This window comes from Rheinheimera sp. D18 (genome assembly GCF_004345025.1).
In the GTDB taxonomy this organism is placed as follows: domain Bacteria; phylum Pseudomonadota; class Gammaproteobacteria; order Enterobacterales; family Alteromonadaceae; genus Alishewanella; species Alishewanella metallidurans.
This window is the reverse complement of record NZ_CP037745.1, coordinates 2,663,399-2,683,960: the sequence shown is the minus strand read 5'-3', so window position 1 is coordinate 2,683,960 and position 20,562 is coordinate 2,663,399. Positions and strand designations below refer to the sequence as shown.

20 protein-coding genes are annotated in these 20,562 nt (G+C 45.2%); all 20 read left to right on the top strand.

Features of this window, described 5'->3' with window-relative positions; genetic code table 11:
• Positions 1-3: 3 nt before the first annotated feature.
• The 20 genes from cysE to E0Z06_RS12625 all read left to right on the top strand — a co-directional run bounded on the left by cysE (position 4) and on the right by E0Z06_RS12625 (position 20,426).
• Positions 4-813, top strand: a complete 810-nt coding sequence (cysE, locus tag E0Z06_RS12720; protein WP_132585270.1) for a serine O-acetyltransferase — start codon at positions 4-6, stop codon at positions 811-813.
• Between the two features lie 104 nt (positions 814-917).
• Positions 918-1,400 (top strand): Fe-S cluster assembly transcriptional regulator IscR, encoded by a 483-nt coding sequence (iscR, locus tag E0Z06_RS12715; RefSeq protein ID WP_132585267.1) that lies wholly within the window; start codon positions 918-920, stop codon positions 1,398-1,400.
• Positions 1,401-1,417: 17 nt separating this feature from the next.
• Positions 1,418-2,632: an IscS subfamily cysteine desulfurase gene (locus E0Z06_RS12710; RefSeq protein ID WP_132585264.1), complete on the top strand. Its 1,215-nt coding sequence runs from the start codon at positions 1,418-1,420 to the stop codon at positions 2,630-2,632.
• Positions 2,633-2,661: 29 nt separating this feature from the next.
• Entirely contained in the window at positions 2,662-3,045 is a 384-nt protein-coding gene (iscU, locus tag E0Z06_RS12705) for a Fe-S cluster assembly scaffold IscU (protein WP_132585261.1), read from the top strand.
• Positions 3,046-3,050: 5 nt separating this feature from the next.
• Positions 3,051-3,374 (top strand): iron-sulfur cluster assembly protein IscA, encoded by a 324-nt coding sequence (gene iscA / locus E0Z06_RS12700; RefSeq protein ID WP_132585258.1) that lies wholly within the window; start codon positions 3,051-3,053, stop codon positions 3,372-3,374.
• Positions 3,375-3,389: 15 nt separating this feature from the next.
• Entirely contained in the window at positions 3,390-3,914 is a 525-nt protein-coding gene (gene hscB, locus E0Z06_RS12695; protein ID WP_132585255.1) for a co-chaperone HscB, read from the top strand.
• 8 nt (positions 3,915-3,922) lie between these two features.
• Positions 3,923-5,773 (top strand): Fe-S protein assembly chaperone HscA, encoded by a 1,851-nt coding sequence (gene hscA / locus E0Z06_RS12690; RefSeq protein WP_132585253.1) that lies wholly within the window; start codon positions 3,923-3,925, stop codon positions 5,771-5,773.
• Between the two features lie 3 nt (positions 5,774-5,776).
• Positions 5,777-6,115 (top strand): ISC system 2Fe-2S type ferredoxin, encoded by a 339-nt coding sequence (fdx, locus tag E0Z06_RS12685; RefSeq protein WP_132585250.1) that lies wholly within the window; start codon positions 5,777-5,779, stop codon positions 6,113-6,115.
• Between the two features lie 151 nt (positions 6,116-6,266).
• On the top strand, positions 6,267-7,421 hold the full coding sequence (locus tag E0Z06_RS12680; RefSeq protein WP_132585247.1) for a porin: 1,155 nt from the start codon (positions 6,267-6,269) through the stop codon (positions 7,419-7,421).
• A gap of 9 nt (positions 7,422-7,430) precedes the next feature.
• Positions 7,431-7,844, top strand: coding sequence for a phosphate ABC transporter substrate-binding protein (locus tag E0Z06_RS12675; protein WP_132585244.1), 414 nt, complete (start codon positions 7,431-7,433; stop codon positions 7,842-7,844).
• Positions 7,845-7,993: 149 nt separating this feature from the next.
• Positions 7,994-8,425, top strand: a complete 432-nt coding sequence (ndk, locus tag E0Z06_RS12670) for a nucleoside-diphosphate kinase (RefSeq protein ID WP_132585241.1) — start codon at positions 7,994-7,996, stop codon at positions 8,423-8,425.
• Positions 8,426-8,529: 104 nt separating this feature from the next.
• Positions 8,530-9,654, top strand: a complete 1,125-nt coding sequence (locus E0Z06_RS12665; protein ID WP_132585238.1) for a bifunctional tRNA (adenosine(37)-C2)-methyltransferase TrmG/ribosomal RNA large subunit methyltransferase RlmN — start codon at positions 8,530-8,532, stop codon at positions 9,652-9,654.
• A 24-nt stretch (positions 9,655-9,678) separates the two neighbouring features.
• On the top strand, positions 9,679-11,451 hold the full coding sequence (pilW, locus tag E0Z06_RS12660; protein WP_132585235.1) for a type IV pilus biogenesis/stability protein PilW: 1,773 nt from the start codon (positions 9,679-9,681) through the stop codon (positions 11,449-11,451).
• Positions 11,448-12,284 (top strand): RodZ domain-containing protein, encoded by an 837-nt coding sequence (locus E0Z06_RS12655; RefSeq protein WP_132585232.1) that lies wholly within the window; start codon positions 11,448-11,450, stop codon positions 12,282-12,284. The genes pilW and E0Z06_RS12655 overlap by 4 nt, the downstream gene beginning before the upstream one ends.
• 2 nt (positions 12,285-12,286) lie before the next feature.
• Positions 12,287-13,390 (top strand): flavodoxin-dependent (E)-4-hydroxy-3-methylbut-2-enyl-diphosphate synthase, encoded by a 1,104-nt coding sequence (ispG, locus tag E0Z06_RS12650; RefSeq protein ID WP_132585229.1) that lies wholly within the window; start codon positions 12,287-12,289, stop codon positions 13,388-13,390.
• A gap of 82 nt (positions 13,391-13,472) precedes the next feature.
• Positions 13,473-14,747, top strand: coding sequence for a histidine--tRNA ligase (hisS, locus tag E0Z06_RS12645; RefSeq protein ID WP_132585226.1), 1,275 nt, complete (start codon positions 13,473-13,475; stop codon positions 14,745-14,747).
• 30 nt (positions 14,748-14,777) lie between these two features.
• On the top strand, positions 14,778-15,413 hold the full coding sequence (locus E0Z06_RS12640; RefSeq protein WP_132585223.1) for a tetratricopeptide repeat protein: 636 nt from the start codon (positions 14,778-14,780) through the stop codon (positions 15,411-15,413).
• Positions 15,414-15,423: 10 nt separating this feature from the next.
• Positions 15,424-16,605 carry an outer membrane protein assembly factor BamB gene (gene bamB, locus E0Z06_RS12635; RefSeq protein WP_132585220.1) on the top strand — a complete coding sequence of 394 codons (1,182 nt, stop codon included), beginning with the start codon at positions 15,424-15,426 and terminating at the stop codon, positions 16,603-16,605.
• A 72-nt stretch (positions 16,606-16,677) separates the two neighbouring features.
• Entirely contained in the window at positions 16,678-18,156 is a 1,479-nt protein-coding gene (der, locus tag E0Z06_RS12630; protein WP_132585217.1) for a ribosome biogenesis GTPase Der, read from the top strand.
• 11 nt (positions 18,157-18,167) lie between these two features.
• Positions 18,168-20,426 (top strand): arginine/lysine/ornithine decarboxylase, encoded by a 2,259-nt coding sequence (locus E0Z06_RS12625; protein WP_132585214.1) that lies wholly within the window; start codon positions 18,168-18,170, stop codon positions 20,424-20,426.
• Positions 20,427-20,562: the final 136 nt, after the last annotated feature.

Genomic DNA, 20,562 nt, shown 5'->3' with positions numbered 1-20,562 from the left:
CCGATGTTTTCTGGTATCAGAGAAGATATCAAAAGTGTGTTTGAGCGTGATCCAGCGGCGCGCAGCAGCTTTGAAGTATTAACCAACTACCCCGGGCTGCACGCAATTTGGTGGCATCGCATTAGCCATAAGTTATGGCAAGCAAATTGGAAGTGGTTAGCACGGTTTTTAAGCACATTAGCGCGTTGGTTTACCGGTGTAGAAATTCACCCTGGCGCAAAAATAGGCCGCCGGTTTTTTATCGACCATGGTATGGGCGTAGTAATAGGCGAAACCGCTGAAATTGGTGACGATGTAACGCTATATCATGGCGTAACCTTAGGCGGAACCAGCTGGAACCCAGGTAAGCGCCATCCAACATTAGGTAATGGCGTAGTAATTGGTGCTGGCGCTAAAGTGCTGGGGCCTTTAATGGTTGGCGAAAACGCGCGTATTGGCTCAAACGCGGTAGTGGTAAAAGATGTACCGGCAGGCGCTACTGTTATTGGTATACCCGGACGCATAGTCGCCAAAGCCGACACCCCTGTTAGCGCCGAGCGTAAACAATTAGCCCAGAAGTTTGGCTTCGATGCCTATGCGGTTGCGGCAGATAATCCTGATCCGGTAGCAAATGCCATCGGTAGAATGCTCGATCATATCCAATTGCTGGATAACAAAGTGGGTGAGTTGTGCCATAGCGTAAATCAGCTTGGCGGCAATGTTTGTGATCAGATGCCCGTTGTTAATATTGAAGAAGAAGACTTCAAACTGGCCGAAGTGCGTGCAGCACAAGCGCGACAGCGCGATGTTGAAGCATTTGACCCAGATATTTAAACTGAACCTTAGCCCTGAATACTTGACTAAATTACTAGGTTATTAATACTTGACTAAATTAGTCAAGAAAGTAAAATAGTGGCACTGTTTTCAGGGAGCAAACCATGAGATTAACGTCGAAGGGCCGCTATGCGGTAACGGCCATGTTAGATGTGGCCTTACACACAGCAAGTGGGCCAGTGTCATTGGCCGATATTTCTGAACGACAAGGTATTTCTTTATCGTATCTTGAACAATTGTTTGCTCGCTTACGTAAGCAAGGTTTAGTAAACAGTGTGCGCGGCCCAGGTGGCGGTTATCAATTAAGCCGTGAAGCTATTGCTATATCGGTGTCAGACGTTATTGCTGCAGTAGATGAGTCTGTTGACGCAACTCGGTGTCAGGGTAAGTCGGACTGCCAAAGTGGTGCACGCTGTTTAACGCATACCTTGTGGAGCGACCTTAGTCATCGCATACAAGATTTCCTAACCAGCATTACGCTGGGTGAGCTGGTAAACCAGCAAGATGTACAGACCCTAGCAAAACGGCAAAATGGCCGCATTGCAAAGAACCCGGCAACTGATATTAAAGTTAGCTGCCAGCTGTAGGCAACACGGAGCAAAGAATGAAGCTACCTATTTATCTGGATTACGCTGCAACTACCCCAGTCGACACTCGGGTAGCAGAAAAAATGATGCAGTTTTTAACTATGGACGGCGAGTTTGGTAACCCTGCATCACGTTCGCATCGTTTTGGCTGGCAAGCTGAAGAAGCGGTAGAAATTGCCCGCAGCCAGATTGCTGATTTGGTTAATGCCGACCCGCGTGAAATTGTATTTACCTCAGGCGCCACGGAGTCTATTAATTTAGCGATTAAAGGCGCCGCTGATTTTTACCACAAAAAAGGTAAACATCTGATCACGGTTAAAACCGAACATAAAGCCACTTTAGATACCATGCGTCAGCTAGAGCGCGAAGGGTATGAAGTAACTTACCTTGAACCACAAACCGACGGCCTAATTACTATTGCTATGCTAGAAGCCGCAATACGTAAAGACACTACGGTACTTAGCGTGATGTTCGTTAATAACGAAATTGGCGTGGTGCAAGATATTGCGGCTATTGGTGAATTCTGCCGCAGCAAAGGTATTTTACTGCACGTTGATGCGGCGCAAGCGCCGGGCAAAGTAGATATTGACCTGCAAGCATTAAAAGTAGATTTAATGTCGTTCTCAGGCCATAAAGTATACGGCCCTAAAGGCATTGGCGCATTATTTGTGCGTCGTAAACCACGCATCCGTTTAGAAGCGCAAATGCACGGTGGCGGCCATGAACGTGGTATGCGTTCAGGCACGTTACCGACTCACCAAATTGTGGCTATGGGTGAAGCGTTTCGAATTGCCAAGTTAGAAATGCACGACGAAATAAAACGCATTACCACACTGCGTGACCGCTTATTAAATGGCGTAAAAGATATTGAACAGGTGTTTTTAAACGGGCACCGCGAACAGCGTGTACCGCATATTACCAACATTAGTTTTAACTATGTTGAAGGTGAGTCACTGATAATGGCGCTAAAAGATATTGCGGTATCATCAGGTTCTGCTTGTACTTCTGCTAGCTTAGAGCCTTCTTATGTGCTGCGCGCGCTAGGTATGAGTGATGAATTGGCTCACAGTTCTATCCGTTTCAGTATTGGCCGCTTTACTACCGAACAACAAATTGATCACACCATTAAAATTGTGCATCAAGCAATTGAAAAGTTACGAGATATGTCGCCGCTTTGGGATATGTATAAAGACGGTATCGATTTAAACACTGTGGCTTGGGTTGCGCACTAAGCGCGCTAGCTGCATAAGAGGTAACTATCATGGCATACAGTAATAAAGTAATTGATCACTACGAAAACCCACGTAACGTTGGTTCATTTGACAAAGATGACGCCACTGTTGCTACCGGTATGGTAGGAGCACCAGCGTGCGGCGACGTAATGAAGCTGCAAATTAAAGTTAACGCTGCCGGTATTATTGAAGACGCTAAGTTTAAAACCTATGGTTGTGGTAGCGCTATTGCATCTAGCTCGCTAGTAACTGAGTGGGTTAAAGGCAAAAGCTTAGACGAAGCGCAGCAAATCAAAAATACCGACATTGCGCAAGAATTGGCATTGCCACCAGTGAAAATTCACTGTTCTATTTTGGCTGAAGATGCCATTAAAGCCGCTATTGCAGACTACAAGCAAAAGCACGGAGGCTAACAACTATGGCTATTTCGATGACAGCAGCTGCCGCCGATCGCGTGCGCAGTTTTCTGCACAACCGCGGTAAAGGCATTGGTTTGCGAGTAGGTATTAAAACTACTGGCTGCTCTGGCCTAGCTTATGTGCTGGAGTTTGTTGATACCTTGAACGAAGACGATGAAGTGTTTGAGCAAGATAACTTGAAGCTGATAGTCGATGGCAAAAGCTTAGTCTACATCGATGGCACCCAGTTAGACTTTGTCAAAGATGGCCTGAACGAAGGTTTTCAATTTAACAACCCCAACGTTAACGGCGAATGTGGTTGTGGCGAAAGTTTTACAGTATAAGCGTGTAAGGGCCGGATGAATTATTTTCAGTTGTTTAATCTACCGGCAACATTCGAGCTCGATTTAACCGAGCTCGGATCGCGCTATTTGCAACTACAACGTCGGTTTCATCCTGATCAGCACAGTGCAGGATCAGAGCGCGACCGGCTGTTGGCTGTGCAACAAACGGCGAATATTAACGATGCCTATTACAGTTTAAAGCAGCCACTATTGCGTGCTGAACATTTGCTGGCGCTTCGCGGTTTAAAAATAAGCCACGAACAACGCAGCTTCACCGATCCGGTATTTTTAATGCAACAGATGGAACTGCGTGAGCAATTGGCTGAAATAAGCCAAAGTGCTGATCCAGATGCCATCATCAACAGCATAGAGCGTGAATTACAGCAGCAAAAAAATCAGCTGTTGCAACAATTAGCAAATGCATTAGAAACCAAAAGTGCCGAGCAAGATCAACTCGCAGCAGACCTTATTCGTAAACTAAAATTTTTCTTTAAGCTTCAGTCAGAGCTGGAACTAATAGAACAACAACTACAAGACTAAACGACACTATGGCGTTATTACAGATCGCAGAGCCTGGACAAAGCGCTGCGCCGCATCAGCACAAGTTGGCGGCCGGCATTGACCTTGGGACAACAAACTCACTGGTTGCTACTGTACGTAGTGGCGAAGCTAAAACGCTGTTAAATAAAGAAGGCATGGATATGCTGCCTTCTATTGTGCGTTACACTAGCGACTCAGTAATAGTAGGTAATGCGGCCAAGTTAGCAGCAGTAGACGATGCAGAAAATACCATTCTATCGGTAAAGCGGTTGATGGGAAAAGGCTACAGCGAAACCTTGGCGTTAAACGATAAAGTGCCTTACCAACTGGTTGATCAACAAGGCTTGGTAGCAATTAACACCGTTCAAGGTGTAAAAAATCCGGTGGAAATATCGGCAGAAATTTTAGCTACACTGGCTAATACTGCAAGTGAAACCCTTGGCGGGGAATTAAATGGCGTAGTTATTACTGTGCCAGCCTATTTTGATGACTCTCAGCGCCAAGCTACCAAAGATGCGGCTAAATTGGCTGGTTTAAATGTGTTACGCCTGTTAAATGAACCCACAGCAGCCGCGTTAGCCTACGGTTTGGATTCTGGACAAGAAGGCGTTATTGCCGTGTATGATCTCGGCGGTGGTACCTTTGATATCTCTATATTACGGCTGCGTCGTGGAGTATTTGAAGTGCTATCTACCGGCGGCAATTCAGCGCTCGGTGGTGATGATTTTGATCACGCTATCGTGAACCATCTGCAGCAGTTAACTGGTCATAGTAGCTTGTCACATCAAGCTATGCGCCAATATTTAACGCTAGCACGTGATATTAAAGAGCAGTTAACCGATAGTGACAGCCTAAGCTTTATTTTACCCGGCAGCGATAAGTCAGCAACATTAACTCGCAGCGAAGTTGAGCAGTTAATGGCGCCATTGGTGAAAAAAACTATCCGCGCTTGTCGTCAGGTATTGCGCGACGCGAGTTTAACCACAGCAGACATTGTTAAAGTCGTTATGGTTGGCGGTTCAACTCGTGTACCGTTAGTACGTAGCGAAGTAGCCGAGTTTTTTGCAACAGAGCCTCTAACGTCAATTGATCCTGACAAAGTCGTCGCCATAGGTGCAGCAATTCAGGCGAATGTGCTGGTTGGTAACAAAGCGGACACCGATACCTTGTTGCTTGACGTAATACCGCTATCGCTGGGCCTTGAAACGATGGGCGGTTTAACCGAAAAAATTATTCCACGCAATACGGTAATACCGGTAGCGCGCGCGCAAGAATTCACCACCTTTAAAGATGGTCAAACCGCGATGGCTCTGCATGTAGTGCAAGGCGAACGTGAGCTAGTTGACGATTGCCGCTCACTGGCGCGGTTTGAACTACGTGGCATTCCGCCGATGTCAGCGGGTGGTGCGCATATTCGTGTTACCTTTCAGGTTGACGCAGATGGTTTGTTAAGTGTTACTGCGCAAGAAAAATCAACCGGTGTGCAGGCCAATATTCAAGTGAAGCCGTCGTATGGTTTAAGCGACGATCAGGTTGCAACTATGCTAAAAAACTCGATGCAATATGCGCGACAAGATATGCAGCTACGCTTATTACGTGAGCAACAAGTAGAAGCCGAGCGCGTATTAGAAGCGGTGTCTCAGGCGTTAAAAGCCGATGCGGCCTTGTTAGGCCCAACAGAGTTAGCCGCTATTCGCGCTGCGCTTGCTAATCTAGCTACAGTAAAACAGAGCGAAGATACCGCCGCGATCAAGGCTGCTATTGAGCACACCAACACATTAACTGATGACTTTGCTGCACGGCGTATGGATCAATCGATCCGTACTGCGCTGACCGGCCATAACGTGGACGAGGTATAACACATGCCACAAATTGTATTTTTACCCCATGCAGAGCTATGCCCAGATGGAGCAGCATTAGAAGCAAAGGCCGGTGAAACGGTATTAGATGTGGCATTGCGTAATGGTATTGCCATTGAGCATGCTTGTGAAAAGTCTTGTGCTTGCACTACCTGCCACATTATTGTGCGCGAAGGTTTTTATTCGTTAAATGAAAGCGACGAGCTAGAAGACGATATGTTAGATAAAGCGTGGGGCTTAGAGCCTGAATCACGCTTAGGTTGCCAGGCTAAGGTCGCAGACGAAGACCTAGTTGTAGAGATCCCAAAATATACTATTAATATGGTGAGTGAAGGGCATTAAGCTTACTACAGCGTTATCGTTTAATAAAAGGCTGAAAAGCCTTTTTTTATGCTAATTAACTGATACAAATCAATAAAAAAGTAGCGTAAGACTAGCGCTTGGCGATGTTTAGTCTAACCTGTAAATAACAACGACAATAAACGGAGTCATTATGTTTAAAAAATCCCTGCTTGCAGTGTCCTTAGCTGGTCTGCTCGCGGCACCAGCTTATGCTGATGTTACTATTAATGGTTTTGCATCAATTAATGCAGGTATCGCACTTGATAAAAATGACAGTTTGTACGGTTATGACGATAGCTTAGATTTTAAAAATGAGAGTTTGTTTGCGATACAAATTATGTCTGACCTTGGCGAAAAGCTATCAGTAACCGCGCAATTGATGGGCCGGGGCTCAAATGACTTTGATGTCGGTTTTGAATGGGCGTTTATTAGCTATCAAATCAATGATGACTGGCGCATTAATGCTGGTCGATTACGCACGCCATTTTATAAATACTCTGATTTTCGTGATGTTGGTTACAGCTACGATTGGCTCAGGGTGCCACAAAGTGTGTATGGTTTAGGCTATGACAATATTGAAGGTGTGTCGTTATATCATACCACGCAGCTGGGTAGTTTTGACTCTAGCTTACAGTTCGTGGCCGGTACCTATGACGGCATAGGCTATATTAGCGGCAATGACCTTAATGTTAAGTTTAACGATATCGTCGGCGTAACCTGGGAGCTAAGTCAAGACTGGTTTAGTGTCCGCGCAGCCTACCTCGCGGCGAAAGTGACTATTGGTATTGACTCCATTCAACTTAATGCTACTACCACTGTTGGTGGCGTTTTAGCGGGGCTATCAAATGCAGGTCTTGATGCCTTAGTTAGCGAAATTGACGTGGCTGATGAAAATGGTGCCTTCCTTGGTTTAGGTTTTACCTTAGATAAAAATGATTGGTTAGTTGTTGCGGAATACACCACAGTTAAAGTATCAAAAAGCTTTGTTGGCGATAAAGAAAGCTATTACGGTTCAGTCGGACATCGCTTTGATAAGCTAACGCCTTATGTATCTTACGAAAAAGAAAAACGCGACGTAAAAACGGCGATCTATACACCTTATACGACAACATTACCTCAGCCAACGTTAGGCGCTGTTGTCGGCATAGTACAAAGTCAAAATCGCGATGCTAATACCTATAACGTTGGTTTACGCTATGACTTCCATCCTTCTGCTGCCTTTAAAGTACAGTACAGTTCTGAAGATAATAACATTGCCGATGTGCGCCAATCTGTATTGGCACTTGGTGTCGATTTAGTATTTTAAGGGGCCGATATGAACATCATAAAAACATTACTGTTGTTAAGCGCGTTATTATCTGGTGCGGCAATAGCAGATATTTCTGTCGTTGTTAATCCGGCAAATGCTAATGCGGTATCAGCTGATGAGTTAAGCCGCTTATTTTTAGGCCGTGCGTCAAGTTTTGCTGATGGCACTAAAGCAACACCGCTTAACCTAGCTGAAGGTCTGCCAGCACGAGATGAATTTGATAGTAAAGTATTAAGTCGTTCGGCGTCGCAGCTTAAAGCTTATTGGTCAAAGTTGGTTTTTACCGGTAAAGGCACACCACCCAAAGAGCTGGTTGACGATGCTGCAGTAAAAGCTGCTGTAGCAAGCGATGCTTCAGCCATCGGCTATATTAGCAGCGCGAGTGTAGATGGTAGCGTTAAAGTTGTTGCTACGTTCTAGCTGTAACTAAACTTATTAAGCCGCGTTGCTAACTTAGTACCGCGGCTTTTTTGTCAGCAAAAATAGGTTTTTTTTTACAACTAGCGTATAATTTGCCGCCTTAAATTTTAATCATATTTTTAATTACTCACTTAGTCAGGGAGCCTGTTATGGCGTTAGAACGCACTTTTTCAATTATCAAGCCGGATGCAGTAGCAAAGAACGTTATTGGTGCTATTTACAACCGTTTTGAATCTGCTGGTTTACGTATCGTTGCCGCTAAAATGCTACACTTAAGCAAAGAGCAAGCTGAAGGCTTTTATGCTGAGCATAAAGAGCGCCCGTTTTTTGCTGCATTAGTGTCATTTATGATGTCTGGCCCAGTAATGGTTCAGGTATTAGAAGGCGAAGACGCTGTGCGTAAAAACCGTGAAATTATGGGTGCCACTAACCCGAAAGACGCGTTTGCTGGTACGTTACGTGCAGATTATGCCGCAAGCATTGACGAAAACGCAGTACATGGTTCAGATGCTGCTGCATCTGCAGCACGTGAAATTGCCTATTTTTTCACTGACGCTGAGTTATGCGCCCGCACCCGTTAAGCCTTAATTACTAAGGTAACGGATAAGGGGGCAACAGCCCCCTTATTGCATGTTGGTACAGTGTTTTATGGTTATTGTTTATTGTGGTAAGGAGTGCTCTGCAAATGACTGAGCAACATAACAAAATTAATTTACTTGATTTAACCCGCGCTGAAATACAGGCGTTTTTTGTCGAATTAGGTGAAAAGCCATTTCGAGCTGATCAGGTAATGAAATGGATTTACCACTTCTGTATCGATGATTTCGATAAAATGAGCAATATCAATAAAGTATTGCGTGAAAAACTAAAAGCTCGCTGCGTTATTGAAGCCCCGGTTGTGGTAACGCGACAAGATAGTAGCGATGGCACGATTAAGTTTGTGATGGGTTTAAGCGGTGGACAAGAAGTAGAGACCGTTTGGATCCCAGAGAAAGAACGTCGTACTCTATGTGTGTCATCTCAAGTTGGTTGTGCCTTAGATTGCTCATTTTGCTCTACGGCACAGCAAGGTTTTAACCGTAATCTAAGCGTATCTGAAATTATTGGTCAGGTATGGCGCGTTGCACAAATTATTGGCAGCTATGGTGATACTGGCGACAAACCTGTAACTAACGTCGTGATGATGGGTATGGGCGAGCCCTTGCTTAATTTAAATAATGTCGTGCCTGCGATGGAGCTGATGCTCGAAGATTTTGGCTTTGGTTTGTCAAAACGTCGCGTTACGCTAAGCACCTCTGGTGTTGTACCTGCTTTAGATTTATTGCGCGAAAAAATTGATGTTGCTTTAGCTATTTCGTTACATGCACCTAATAATGAATTACGTAACGAGCTAGTGCCGGTGAACCGCAAATATCCGATGGAAGAGTTTTTAGCGGCTTCGCGACGTTACGTTGAGAACTCTAAGGCTAATGATAAGGTCACAGTAGAGTATGTCATGCTGGACGGCATTAATGACAGTATGGAACAGGCCCATGAGTTAGCGCATGCGCTAAAAGATACACCATCAAAAATTAATCTAATACCGTTTAATCCGTATCCTGGTTCGCCATATAAGCGCTCAAGCAATTCACGGATTGACAGATTTAACAAAGTCTTACAAGAATATGGCTTTACTGTTATTGTACGTAAAACCCGAGGTGATGATATTGATGCCGCCTGTGGTCAGTTGGTGGGTGATGTAATAGATAGAACCAAGCGGCAGATCAAAAAGCAGCAAAAAGGTCAACCGATAGAAATTAAAATCTTGTAATAAATCAAGGATGTGGGTGTGGTGATGCAAAAAGTTCTGATTGGTGTTTCACTCTGTAGTTTGCTGATATTAACCGGCTGTGTGTCGGAGCAAAGCTATGTTGGTAGTGATAAGCCCGTGTCAGAACGTACTTTCGACAATATCGAAGCTGCCCGCACTCGTATTTCTCTTGGTTTAAACTATTTACGTCGAGGCGATACCTCACAGGCCAAATATAACCTAGAGCGAGCACGCAGTTTTGCGCCTAATTCTGCCGAGGTGTATAGCGCGCTGGCTTATTATTATCAAAGCGTGGCTGAAGATAAACAGGCCGAAGAGTATTTTCGTTTAGCGATTCAAAAAGACAATAACTATGCTGATGCTTATAATAACTATGGTGCGTTTCTCTGCCAATTGCATCGCTATGACGAAGCCGAACAGCTACTGCTTAAAGCAATAAGTCGACCGGGTTATATTCGGGTAGCAGAAAGTTACGAAAATCTCGCGTTATGCCAGTTACAGCAAAACAATTTTAGTAAAGTAAAACACTATCTAGATCTATCAATCAGCCATAATACTACCCGCATTACCGCACTTACGATGGCGGCAGGTTTGGCCTATGCGATGGGCGATAATAAACAAGCCAAAACGCAGCTTGATCGGATACAACGTTTGGGCCGAGTATCAGCGCGTACCGTGTTGCTGAGTTATCTATTAGCTGAAAAAAGTGGCGACCGTGAAATTATGCGTAGCGCTGAGCAATTGCTAATAACCCTATATATAGAAACGCCAGAAACGCGAATGTTTTTACAAGGTAAGTTACAAGACAGTGAATTTGAGCAGCTGCGTGAACGTTATAAAGATAGCCTAATGGCTAATATCGTGTTGCCAGATGAGAATGCACCTAAAGCAGAACTACCTTCGGCACCCGTAGCTAACCCAAAATTAAAAGTGGTTAAACGCAAAAACGACGACAGTTCAGCCGTGCCTGCGGTTGTAACCTCGGGTGTTGCAGCAACACAAAATAGCGGCACAGGCATCGCTAATAGTTTGGTGGGTGCGACGACAGGCGCCGTCGTTGCCAGTCTGCCAAATAATGCACAATTGCCAGCAGAAACCATCAAGGCTGATATTGACTATAAAAAGCAGCAAGATGCAGCACGGGCTAAATTGGAAGCACAACAGCAAGCCGATGCGCAAGCTAAAACTCAGCAAGTTGCTTTAGACGCGGCCGCAGCGGCGGAACTTGCTAAGACGCAGCAAGTAGCCTTAGAAGCTAAACGGGCGGCCGAATTAGCTAAAGCTGAGTTAGTTGCGGTAGAGGCCGAGCAGGCGGCTGAATTAGCTAAAGCTGAGTTAGTTGCGGTAGAAGCCGAACAAGCAGCTGAAGTAGAGTCGGTAATTAGCGAGAATGTGGCTACACCTGCTGTGGAGTCCGAGTCAAGTGAGCAACTGTTTCATATCGTACAAGCGTCTGAATCGTTGTACTCTATTTCACTGCAGCACAATATTCGCTTGCAGCGCCTAATGGATTGGAACCAGTTAACACCAGATTCGGTGATTAAAACCGGTGAAAAAATTTGGCTAGGCCCAGTTTCTGACGCTGAGCGCATACAGCAAGTGGAAACGAAACGTGAGCAGGTTACAGCTACTGAACCCTTTCATACCGTAAGTAAAGGTGAAACGATGTTTGGCATTTCTTATCGTTACAACTTGCGCTTAAGTAGTTTTATGAGTTGGAATAATTTTACTGAGAATAGTAAATTAACAGTCGGGCAGCAGGTATATATTATTGACCCTGCTAGTGCAACGCAATGACCGACGAGCTAACTAAGCCGATAAGTGCCGGGCAACTACTACGGCAAAAGCGAGAACAGCGCAACCTTAGCGTACAGCAGGTCGCGTTACAGCTAAACTTAAAGCCAGCACAAGTAGAGCAATTAGAACAAGATCAACCGGTAGGCGCGTTTGAAACCTATTCTCGCGGTTATGTCCGGGCCTATGGCCGGTTACTAAAAATATCTGCAGCGGAGTTAGCCGCAGCGTTAGCTGTTAATACTGGCAATGTACCAACTACTGCCAAGCAGCCTATGCGCACCTTCTCTAATCGCACAGCAAAGCAGGCAACTGAAAGCCGTTTTATGTGGTTAACCTACGGTATCATTATTTTGTTAGTGATACTGTTGTTTATCTGGTGGTGGCAAACCGATAAGCTAAGCCCAGCCGCAGAACAAAATGAGACAGTGAGCGAAAGCCAACAAATAGCACCAATAGTTGCTAAAGCCATAACTGAACCCGAGCCTGAGCCATTAGAACCAACGCCTGAGCAATTAAGTGTGCTATTGGAGCAATTAGAGCCTGAGGCAAGTATTGAGCAGCCAGAGGTGACTACGCTGGTACCTGAAAGAGATCAGCTAGAGCTACGCTTCAGTGAAAACTGCTGGGTAGATGTAGTCGATGCTGAGGGTAACCGCTTAGCCTTTGGCACCAAGCAAGCTGGCTATATAATGCAATTAACGGGTAAATCACCTTTTGTCGTTACGTTAGGTAACCCTAGCGTGGTAAAAGTAAACTTTAATAAACAAGCTATTGATCTGTCGGCGCTTGCCGCTGGCCGAGTGGCTAAACTTACTATCCCTGAGTCAGACTAAACATGTTTGCACAAAATTTAATTAAACGTCGTCAAAGCACACAAATTCGAGTTGGCAATGTATTAATTGGCGGCGATGCCCCCATAGCCGTGCAATCAATGACCAACACTAACACGTTAGATGTTGCTGCTACTGTGGCGCAAATTCAAGCTATTGCTAAAGCTGGTGCGGATCTGGTGCGAGTGTCAGTGCCAACCATGGACGCAGCTGAAGCCTTTAAGCTTATAAAGCAACAATCCCCGATCCCGCTAGTGGCAGATATTCACTTTGATTATCGTATCGCGCTAAAAGTAGCAGAATACGGCGTTGACTGTTTACGTATTAATCCCGGTAATATTGGTCGCGAAGACCGTATTCGCGCTGTGGTAGATTGCGCTCGTGATCACAATATCCCTATTCGCATTGGCGTAAATGGAGGCTCGCTTGAAGCTGACATTCAAGAGAAATATACCGAGCCAACGCCTGAGGCTTTAGTAGAATCAGCAATGCGCCACGTTGAAATTTTAAACCGACTTAATTTTGACCAATTTAAAGTCAGCGTTAAAGCATCTGACGTATTTTTAGCGGTAGGGGCATATCGTTTACTGGCCAAACAAATTAAGCAGCCATTGCACTTAGGTATTACTGAGGCCGGTGGTGCACGAGCAGGTGCGGTAAAGTCGGCTATCGGCTTAGGCATGTTATTGGCTGAAGGAATAGGCGATACCTTACGTATTTCTTTAGCTGCCGATCCGGTAGAAGAAGTTAAGGTAGCTTTCGATATTTTAAAATCGTTACGTATTCGTTCTCGCGGTATCAACTTTATTGCTTGCCCCAGTTGTTCTCGGCAAGAATTTGACGTAATTAAAACCATGAATCAGCTAGAGCAGCGTTTAGAGGATATTATTGATCCACTGACCGTATCTGTAATTGGTTGCGTGGTAAATGGCCCAGGTGAAGCATTAGTCTCTGATTTAGGCGTCGCAGGCGCCAGTAAGAAAAGCGGTTTTTACATCAATGGCCAACGACAAAAGTTACGGCTAGATAATGATAATGTTGCGGATCAGCTAGAACAGCAAATTCGCGACTATTTGCAGCAGAAAATAGCGATACGACAACAAGACTAACCTAAGTAAGCTACTTGGTGTTTAGCGCTGTTGCGCCTATAATCGCCGCAGTTTTTTAACTCACACTGATGGAAGTTTAATTTTGTCGAAACAAATTCAGGCCATTCGAGGCATGAACGATTGTCTGCCAACAGATACGCCAGCATGGCAACATGTAGAACAGATATTGCGTCAAACCGCGGCGAGTTATGGATATAGCGAAATACGCTTTCCTATTGTTGAGATGACCGAGCTGTTTAAACGCTCTATTGGTGAAGTTACCGATATTGTCGAAAAAGAAATGTACACCTTTACTGATCGTAACGGTGATAGCTTAACCTTGCGTCCGGAAGGTACAGCCTGCTGCGTGCGAGCCGGTAACGAACATGGCTTACTGTATAACCAAGAGCAACGCTTATGGTATACCGGGCCGATGTTTCGCCATGAGCGGCCACAAAAAGGGCGTTATCGCCAGTTTCATCAGTTTGGCTTAGAAGCTTTTGGTATAGGCACGCCGGATATTGATGCCGAAGTTATTATGTTAACTGCGCGTTTATGGCAACAGCTGGGTTTAACACCTTATGTCAAACTAGAGCTAAACTCGCTGGGTTCTACCGAGGCGCGTGCGGCCTACCGCGATGCCTTAGTTAGCTATTTAGAACAGCATAAAGGCATGCTTGATGAAGACAGCTTAAGACGTATGCACAGTAATCCGCTGCGCGTATTAGATAGCAAGAATCCGGCATTGACTGAGATTTTAGCTAACGCACCTAAGTTAGCCGATTACCTAGATGAAGACTCTGCTACACATTTTGCGCGCTTGCAGCAATTACTCACCTTGGCCGGTATTGAATTTAGCGTAAACCCACGTTTAGTGCGTGGTTTAGATTATTACAATAAAACCGTGTTTGAGTGGGTAACTACTGAATTAGGTTCACAAGGCACAGTCTGTGCTGGTGGTCGTTATGATGGCTTGGTGGAGCAATTAGGTGGCAAAGCAACACCAGCAGTAGGCTTTGCCTTAGGTCTTGAGCGCTTAGTCTTATTATTACAAAGTTTGCAGTTGTTACCAGAGCTACCAGCCATCGCAGACATCTATCTAATGGCGCTTGGCGAGCAGGCTGAACTTGCGGCGCTTTCTGTTGCCGAAAGGCTGCGAGCCGACTTGCCTAGCGCGCGTATCATGGTGCATTGTGGTGGCGGCAATTTAAAAAAACAAATTAAGCGGGCTGATAAATCTGGTGCAGCAATAGGTTTAATTGTTGGTGAAGACGAATTAGCACGCGGTGAGATTACGGTTAAGTGGTTACGTGAAGATAAACCACAGCAAACTATTTTATTAACTGAACTGGCGAAAACACTGGCCTTTAGTGCATAACAGGCCTTTGACGTATAACGGAGTAACGCAGTGGAAATTTACAGCAGCGAAGAACAACAAGTAGAAGCGATTAAACGGTTTTGGCAACAGTACGGCAAAGCTATTGTCGGTGGTGTGGTATTAGGCTTGGCCGTATTATATGGTTTTCGTTTTTATCAGGCTGATCAGCGCTCAACAGCTGAAGAAGCATCAACTAAGTACAGTCAGTTAGTTGAACAGCGCGATACCGCTAATGCCAGTGAAGATTGGCTAGTGCAAGCGCAAGGCTTTATTGCGGCGTCTAAAGTAGATAACTACGCAGTACTAGCGGCCTTGCTTGCCGCTAAAGACGCGGTAGCACTGCAGCAATATGATAAAGCAGCGGAGCAACTTAACTGGGCGTTAGCTCATGCTAAAGAGCCAGGTGTCGTCGCTATTGCCCAATTGCGTTTAGCCCGCTTACAGCGCGAGCAAGGCAAGTTAGATGAGGCCTTGGTAACATTAAATAAAACCATGCCAGAAAGCTTTGCTGCGATGCAAGCCGAACTTAAAGGTGACATTTTAGTGCAAGCGGACAAGTTAGTTGAAGCTAAAGCTGCTTACCAGCAAGCATTAACTAACGCAGGTCAAAATAGTCAGCTGATACAAGTTAAGCTGGATGAATTAGCACACGTCACTGCAGTGTAAAGAGGTAAGCGTGAAATTACAGGTTAAACAGGCATTATTGCTGGCTACCTTAGTGTTGGCAGGCTGTTCCAGTAAAGAAAAACTGGTGCTACCTCAGGTTAATACCAGCATCTACCCTAGTGTAGTGTGGGAAACAAGCATTGGCTCAGGTGTTGGGCACTTTGAATCTAACTTAACGCCTATTATTGTTAAAGACACCGTATATGCAGCAAGCCGTGCGGGCTTAGTGACCGCATTTGATTTAGAAACCGGTAAGCGTAAGTGGCAGTTTGATTTACGTAAACCTGCTGGCAGTTCATTTTGGCAGGGTATTGGCGATGTTTGGTCTGGTGACAATGCGCGCATATCGGGCGGTCTAAGCTTTGGTTATGACAAACTCTATTTTGGTACTGAAAATGGCGACGTTGTTGCACTATCAGCCGACGGTGAGTTGGTTTGGCGCACTGAAGTTAGCGGTGAAGTATTAGTCAAGCCAGCCATAGGCGAAGGCTTAGTTGTGGTAGCAACCGGTGCAGGTAAAATTATTGCGTTACACCCTGATACCGGCGAGCAACGTTGGCAGTTCGAGAACGAGCAGCCGTCGTTAACGTTGCGCGGTATTAGTGAGCCAGTAGTTGAAGCCGGTGGTATAATATACGGCTCTGGTAGCGGGCAAGTTGGTGTATTAATTTCTGAGCGTGGTTATCAGGCATGGGAAGAAGCGGTTGGCGTGCCATCGGGTACTACCGATTTATCGCGATTAGCTGACGTTGATGCCAAACCTTTAGTGCGCGGCGGTACGGTATTTAGCACTGCTTATAACGGTTCTTTAGTTGCCCTTGAATTGCGCACTGGCCGTCAACTGTGGAAACGCGACTATTCAAGTTTCCGGAATATGGCCATGTCAGGTGACACTATCTACCTGGTTGATTCCGTTGGCCGAATTTACGCAATAGATAGCCGTAGCGGCACTGAACAGTGGGCCCAGTTTGGCTTGAATAAGCATAATGTAACCGGCGCTACTGTATATAAAGATTACTTAGTAATTGGCGATAGCAAAGGCAATTTACATTGGTTAAATCGTGAAACTGGCGATTTTGTCGCCCGCCAAAGCATGGATAGCTCGGGGTTTTATACCGAAGCGGTAACTAACGGTACTTATCTGTTAGTGCAAAGCCGTAACGGTGAGCTAGTCTTATTACAAACACCTTAAACCGAGCTTAGCGGTTAAAGTTTTTAGACAGGCCTAAACTAGGCCTGTTTTGTCATTTTTGAGGTTCACATAATGTTGCCTGTCGTTGCCTTAGTAGGCCGAGCTAATGTCGGTAAATCGACGTTGTTCAACCGTTTAACCCGCACCCGCGACGCGCTGGTTGCGGACTTCCCTGGTTTAACCCGAGATCGCAAATATGGCTCTGCCAATGTTGAGGGGCTAGAGTTTATTGTGGTAGATACCGGCGGTATCGATGGCAACGAGCAGGGCATAGAAGTAGAAATGGCTGAGCAGTCGCTAAAGGCGATTGACGAAGCCGATGTGGTGCTATTTATGGTTGACGCCCGAGTCGGCGCCACCGTAGGTGATGAAGCCATAGCTGCGCATATTCGTAAAGTACAAAAGAAAGTATTTGTGGTCGCTAACAAAACTGACGGCTTAGACGCCGACACCGCCATTGCTGACTTTTATGGTTTAGGCTTAGGTGAAGTTTATGCTATTGCGGCTGCACATGGTCGAGGTGTATCTGCATTATTAAACCATGCGCTAATACCGTTATTAAGTGCCGAACAACAGCAAGCGTTAGCTGGTGATGCCGAGTTAGAAGAAGGCCCAGCGCTTGAAACGTTAACCGATGAAGAGGCAGAAGCCGAAGCTACGCGCTTACGTAACGAGCACATTAAGTTAGCCATCGTTGGCCGGCCGAACGTGGGTAAATCTACGTTAACCAACCGCATTTTAGGCGAAGAGCGGGTAGTGGTATTTGATATGCCGGGCACCACGCGAGACTCAATTTATATTCCTATGCAGCGTAACGAGCGCGACTACACTTTAATTGATACCGCTGGCGTGCGTCGTCGCGGCAAAATTGATGACGTAGTAGAAAAGTTCTCCGTTATTAAAACCTTGCAGGCTATTGAAGACGCCAACGTCGTTATTTTGGTATTAGATGCGCGTTTAGGTATTTCTGATCAAGACTTAAGCATTTTGGGTTTTGTGTTAAACGCTGGCCGCTCATTAGTTATCGCTGTGAATAAATGGGATGGCTTAAACGATAGCATAAAAGATGAAGTTAAACGCGAGCTAGACCGTCGTTTAGGCTTTCTTGATTTTTCCCGTTTGCATTTTATCTCTGCACTGCACGGTTCTGGCGTAGGTAACTTGTTCGAGTCGGTAGAAGAAGCCTTTGATTCGGCAACTAAACGCCACAGTACCGCGTTATTAACTCGCATCATGAAAATGGCGCAAGAAGATCACGAGCCACCTTTGGTGCATGGTCGTCGGGTGAAATTAAAATATGCCCACGCTGGTGGTTATAACCCACCGCTTATTGTTATTCACGGCAACCAAGTGAAAGACTTACCTGACTCGTATAAGCGTTACCTAATGAACTACTACCGTAAAACCCTGAAAATGATGGGCACGCCAATACGTGTTGAGTTCCGTGAAGGTGAAAACCCATTTGCGCCAACGAAAAAGAATACCGAAACGCCACTGCAAAAATATAAGCGTGAACGTTTAATGAAAGCACGTAAAAAACTGGACCAATAAGGACAGCTGCAATGAAATTTCGCTTCCCGGTAATTGTTATAGATGAAGATTTTCGCTCAGAGAATATCTCTGGCTCTGGTATCCGTGATCTAGCGCAAGCTATCAGCAGTCATGGTTTTGAAGTGGTTGGCTACACCAGTTATGTCGACTTAAGCGCATTTGCCCAGCAAGCCAGCCGAGCGTCATGTTTTATTTTATCTATCGACGATGAAGAGTTTGGCACCGGTAGTGCAGAAGAAGTGGCCAAAGCATTACGTGAACTACGAACTTTTATTAAAGAAGTACGCAAGCGTAATGCCGATATTCCTATTTTTCTTTATGGTGAAACCCGTACCACACGCCATGTACCTAACGACGTACTACGTGAACTACATGGTTTTATTCATATGTTTGAAGACACCCCAGAATTTGTGGCCAAACATATTATCCGCGAAGCAAAAAAATACCTTGATGCCTTAGCGCCACCGTTTTTCAATGCACTAATGGATTACGCCTCAGACGGCTCATACTCATGGCATTGTCCAGGTCACTCTGGTGGTGTCGCGTTCTTAAAAAGCCCAGTAGGGCAAATGTTTCACCAATTTTTTGGCGAAAATATGCTGCGCGCCGATGTGTGTAACGCGGTAGACGAATTAGGCCAGCTGCTTGATCACACCGGCCCAGTGGCGCAAAGCGAGCAAAATGCTGCGCGTATTTTCGGTAGTGACCATTTGTTTTTTGTTACCAACGGCACTTCGACTTCGAATAAAATGGTCTGGCACTCCGTGGTGGCACCAGGTGATATCGTGGTCGTCGACCGCAATTGCCACAAGTCTATTTTGCACTCCATTATTATGACTGGCGCCATTCCCGTATTTTTAATGCCAACACGTAACCATTACGGCATTATTGGTCCGATCCCGAAAAGTGAGTTTTCCGCTGAAGCCATCGCGAAAAAAATTGAAGCCAACCCATTTGCCCGTAATGCAAAAAACAAAAAGCCACGCATTTTAACTATTACGCAAAGCACCTACGACGGTATCTTGTATAACGTAGAAGAAATCAAACAAGAGTTAGGTTCAACAATAGATACCTTACACTTTGATGAGGCTTGGTTGCCGCATGCCAGTTTCCATAGTTTTTATGAAAATATGCATGCTATAGGTAAAGACCGGCCGCGCTCGAAAGACACCTTAGTGTTTGCTACTCAGTCAACGCATAAGTTGTTAGCTGGGTTATCGCAAGCATCGCAAATTTTAGTGCAAAACGCCGAAAATCGCAGTTTAGATACCCATCGGTTTAATGAATCTTATTTAATGCACAGCTCTACCAGCCCTCAGTACGCTATTATTGCTAGTTGTGACGTTGCCGCTGCCATGATGGAAGCACCTGGCGGCACCGCTTTGGTAGAAGAGTCATTATTTGAAGCGATAGATTTTCGCCGCGCCATGCGCAAAGTTGACGCTGAATTTGGTGATGACGAATGGTGGTTTAAAGTATGGGGCCCAGATGAGCTGCCAGAAGAAGGCTTAGGCACTCGCGATAACTGGACGCTGCACGCAAAAGATAGCTGGCATGGTTTTGGTGCAATAGAATCAGGGTTTAATATTCTTGACCCAATAAAAGCGACCATTATTACTCCAGGTTTAAACCTGCACGGCCAGTTTGATGAGCAAGGTATACCCGCGGCAATTGTCAGTAAGTACTTAGCCGAGCACGGTATTATTATTGAAAAAACCGGTTTGTACTCATTCTTTATCATGTTTACCATTGGTATTACCAAAGGTCGCTGGAACTCAATGGTAACCGAGTTACAGCAGTTTAAAGATGACTACGATCAAAATCTGCCGATGTGGCGCATTATGCCTGAATTTGCCAAAAAGCATCCACGCTATGAAAAAGTAGGCCTGCGCGACCTATGTCAGCAAATTCATAATATATATCGCCAGTATAATGTGGCTAAAGTCACCACAGAAATGTATCTGTCGCATATTGAAACCGCCATGACACCAGCAGATGCCTGGGCAAAAATGGCCCATCGCGATATAGAGCGGGTGGCTATTGATGATATCGAAGGCCGAGTTACCGCTATGCTAGTTACGCCTTACCCACCAGGTATTCCGTTAATGGTGCCAGGCGAGCGCTTTAATAAAATTATTATTAGCTACCTGCAATTTACCCGCGCTTTTAATGGTGCCTTTCCCGGCTTCGAAACCGATGTGCACGGTTTAGTGCGTGAAGTTGTTGATGGCGAGCTGAAGTACTTTATTGACGTAGTCAAAGAAGCTTAACGCTAAGCTGTTTAAGAATAAATTCGCTGTTTAGGAAGGCTGACATATATGTTGGCCTTTTTTATTAGTCGTTACATTATTTAAATATTGTATTCAATGATCCCTTTCTCGCTAAATTAGCTTAGCTATTAGCATT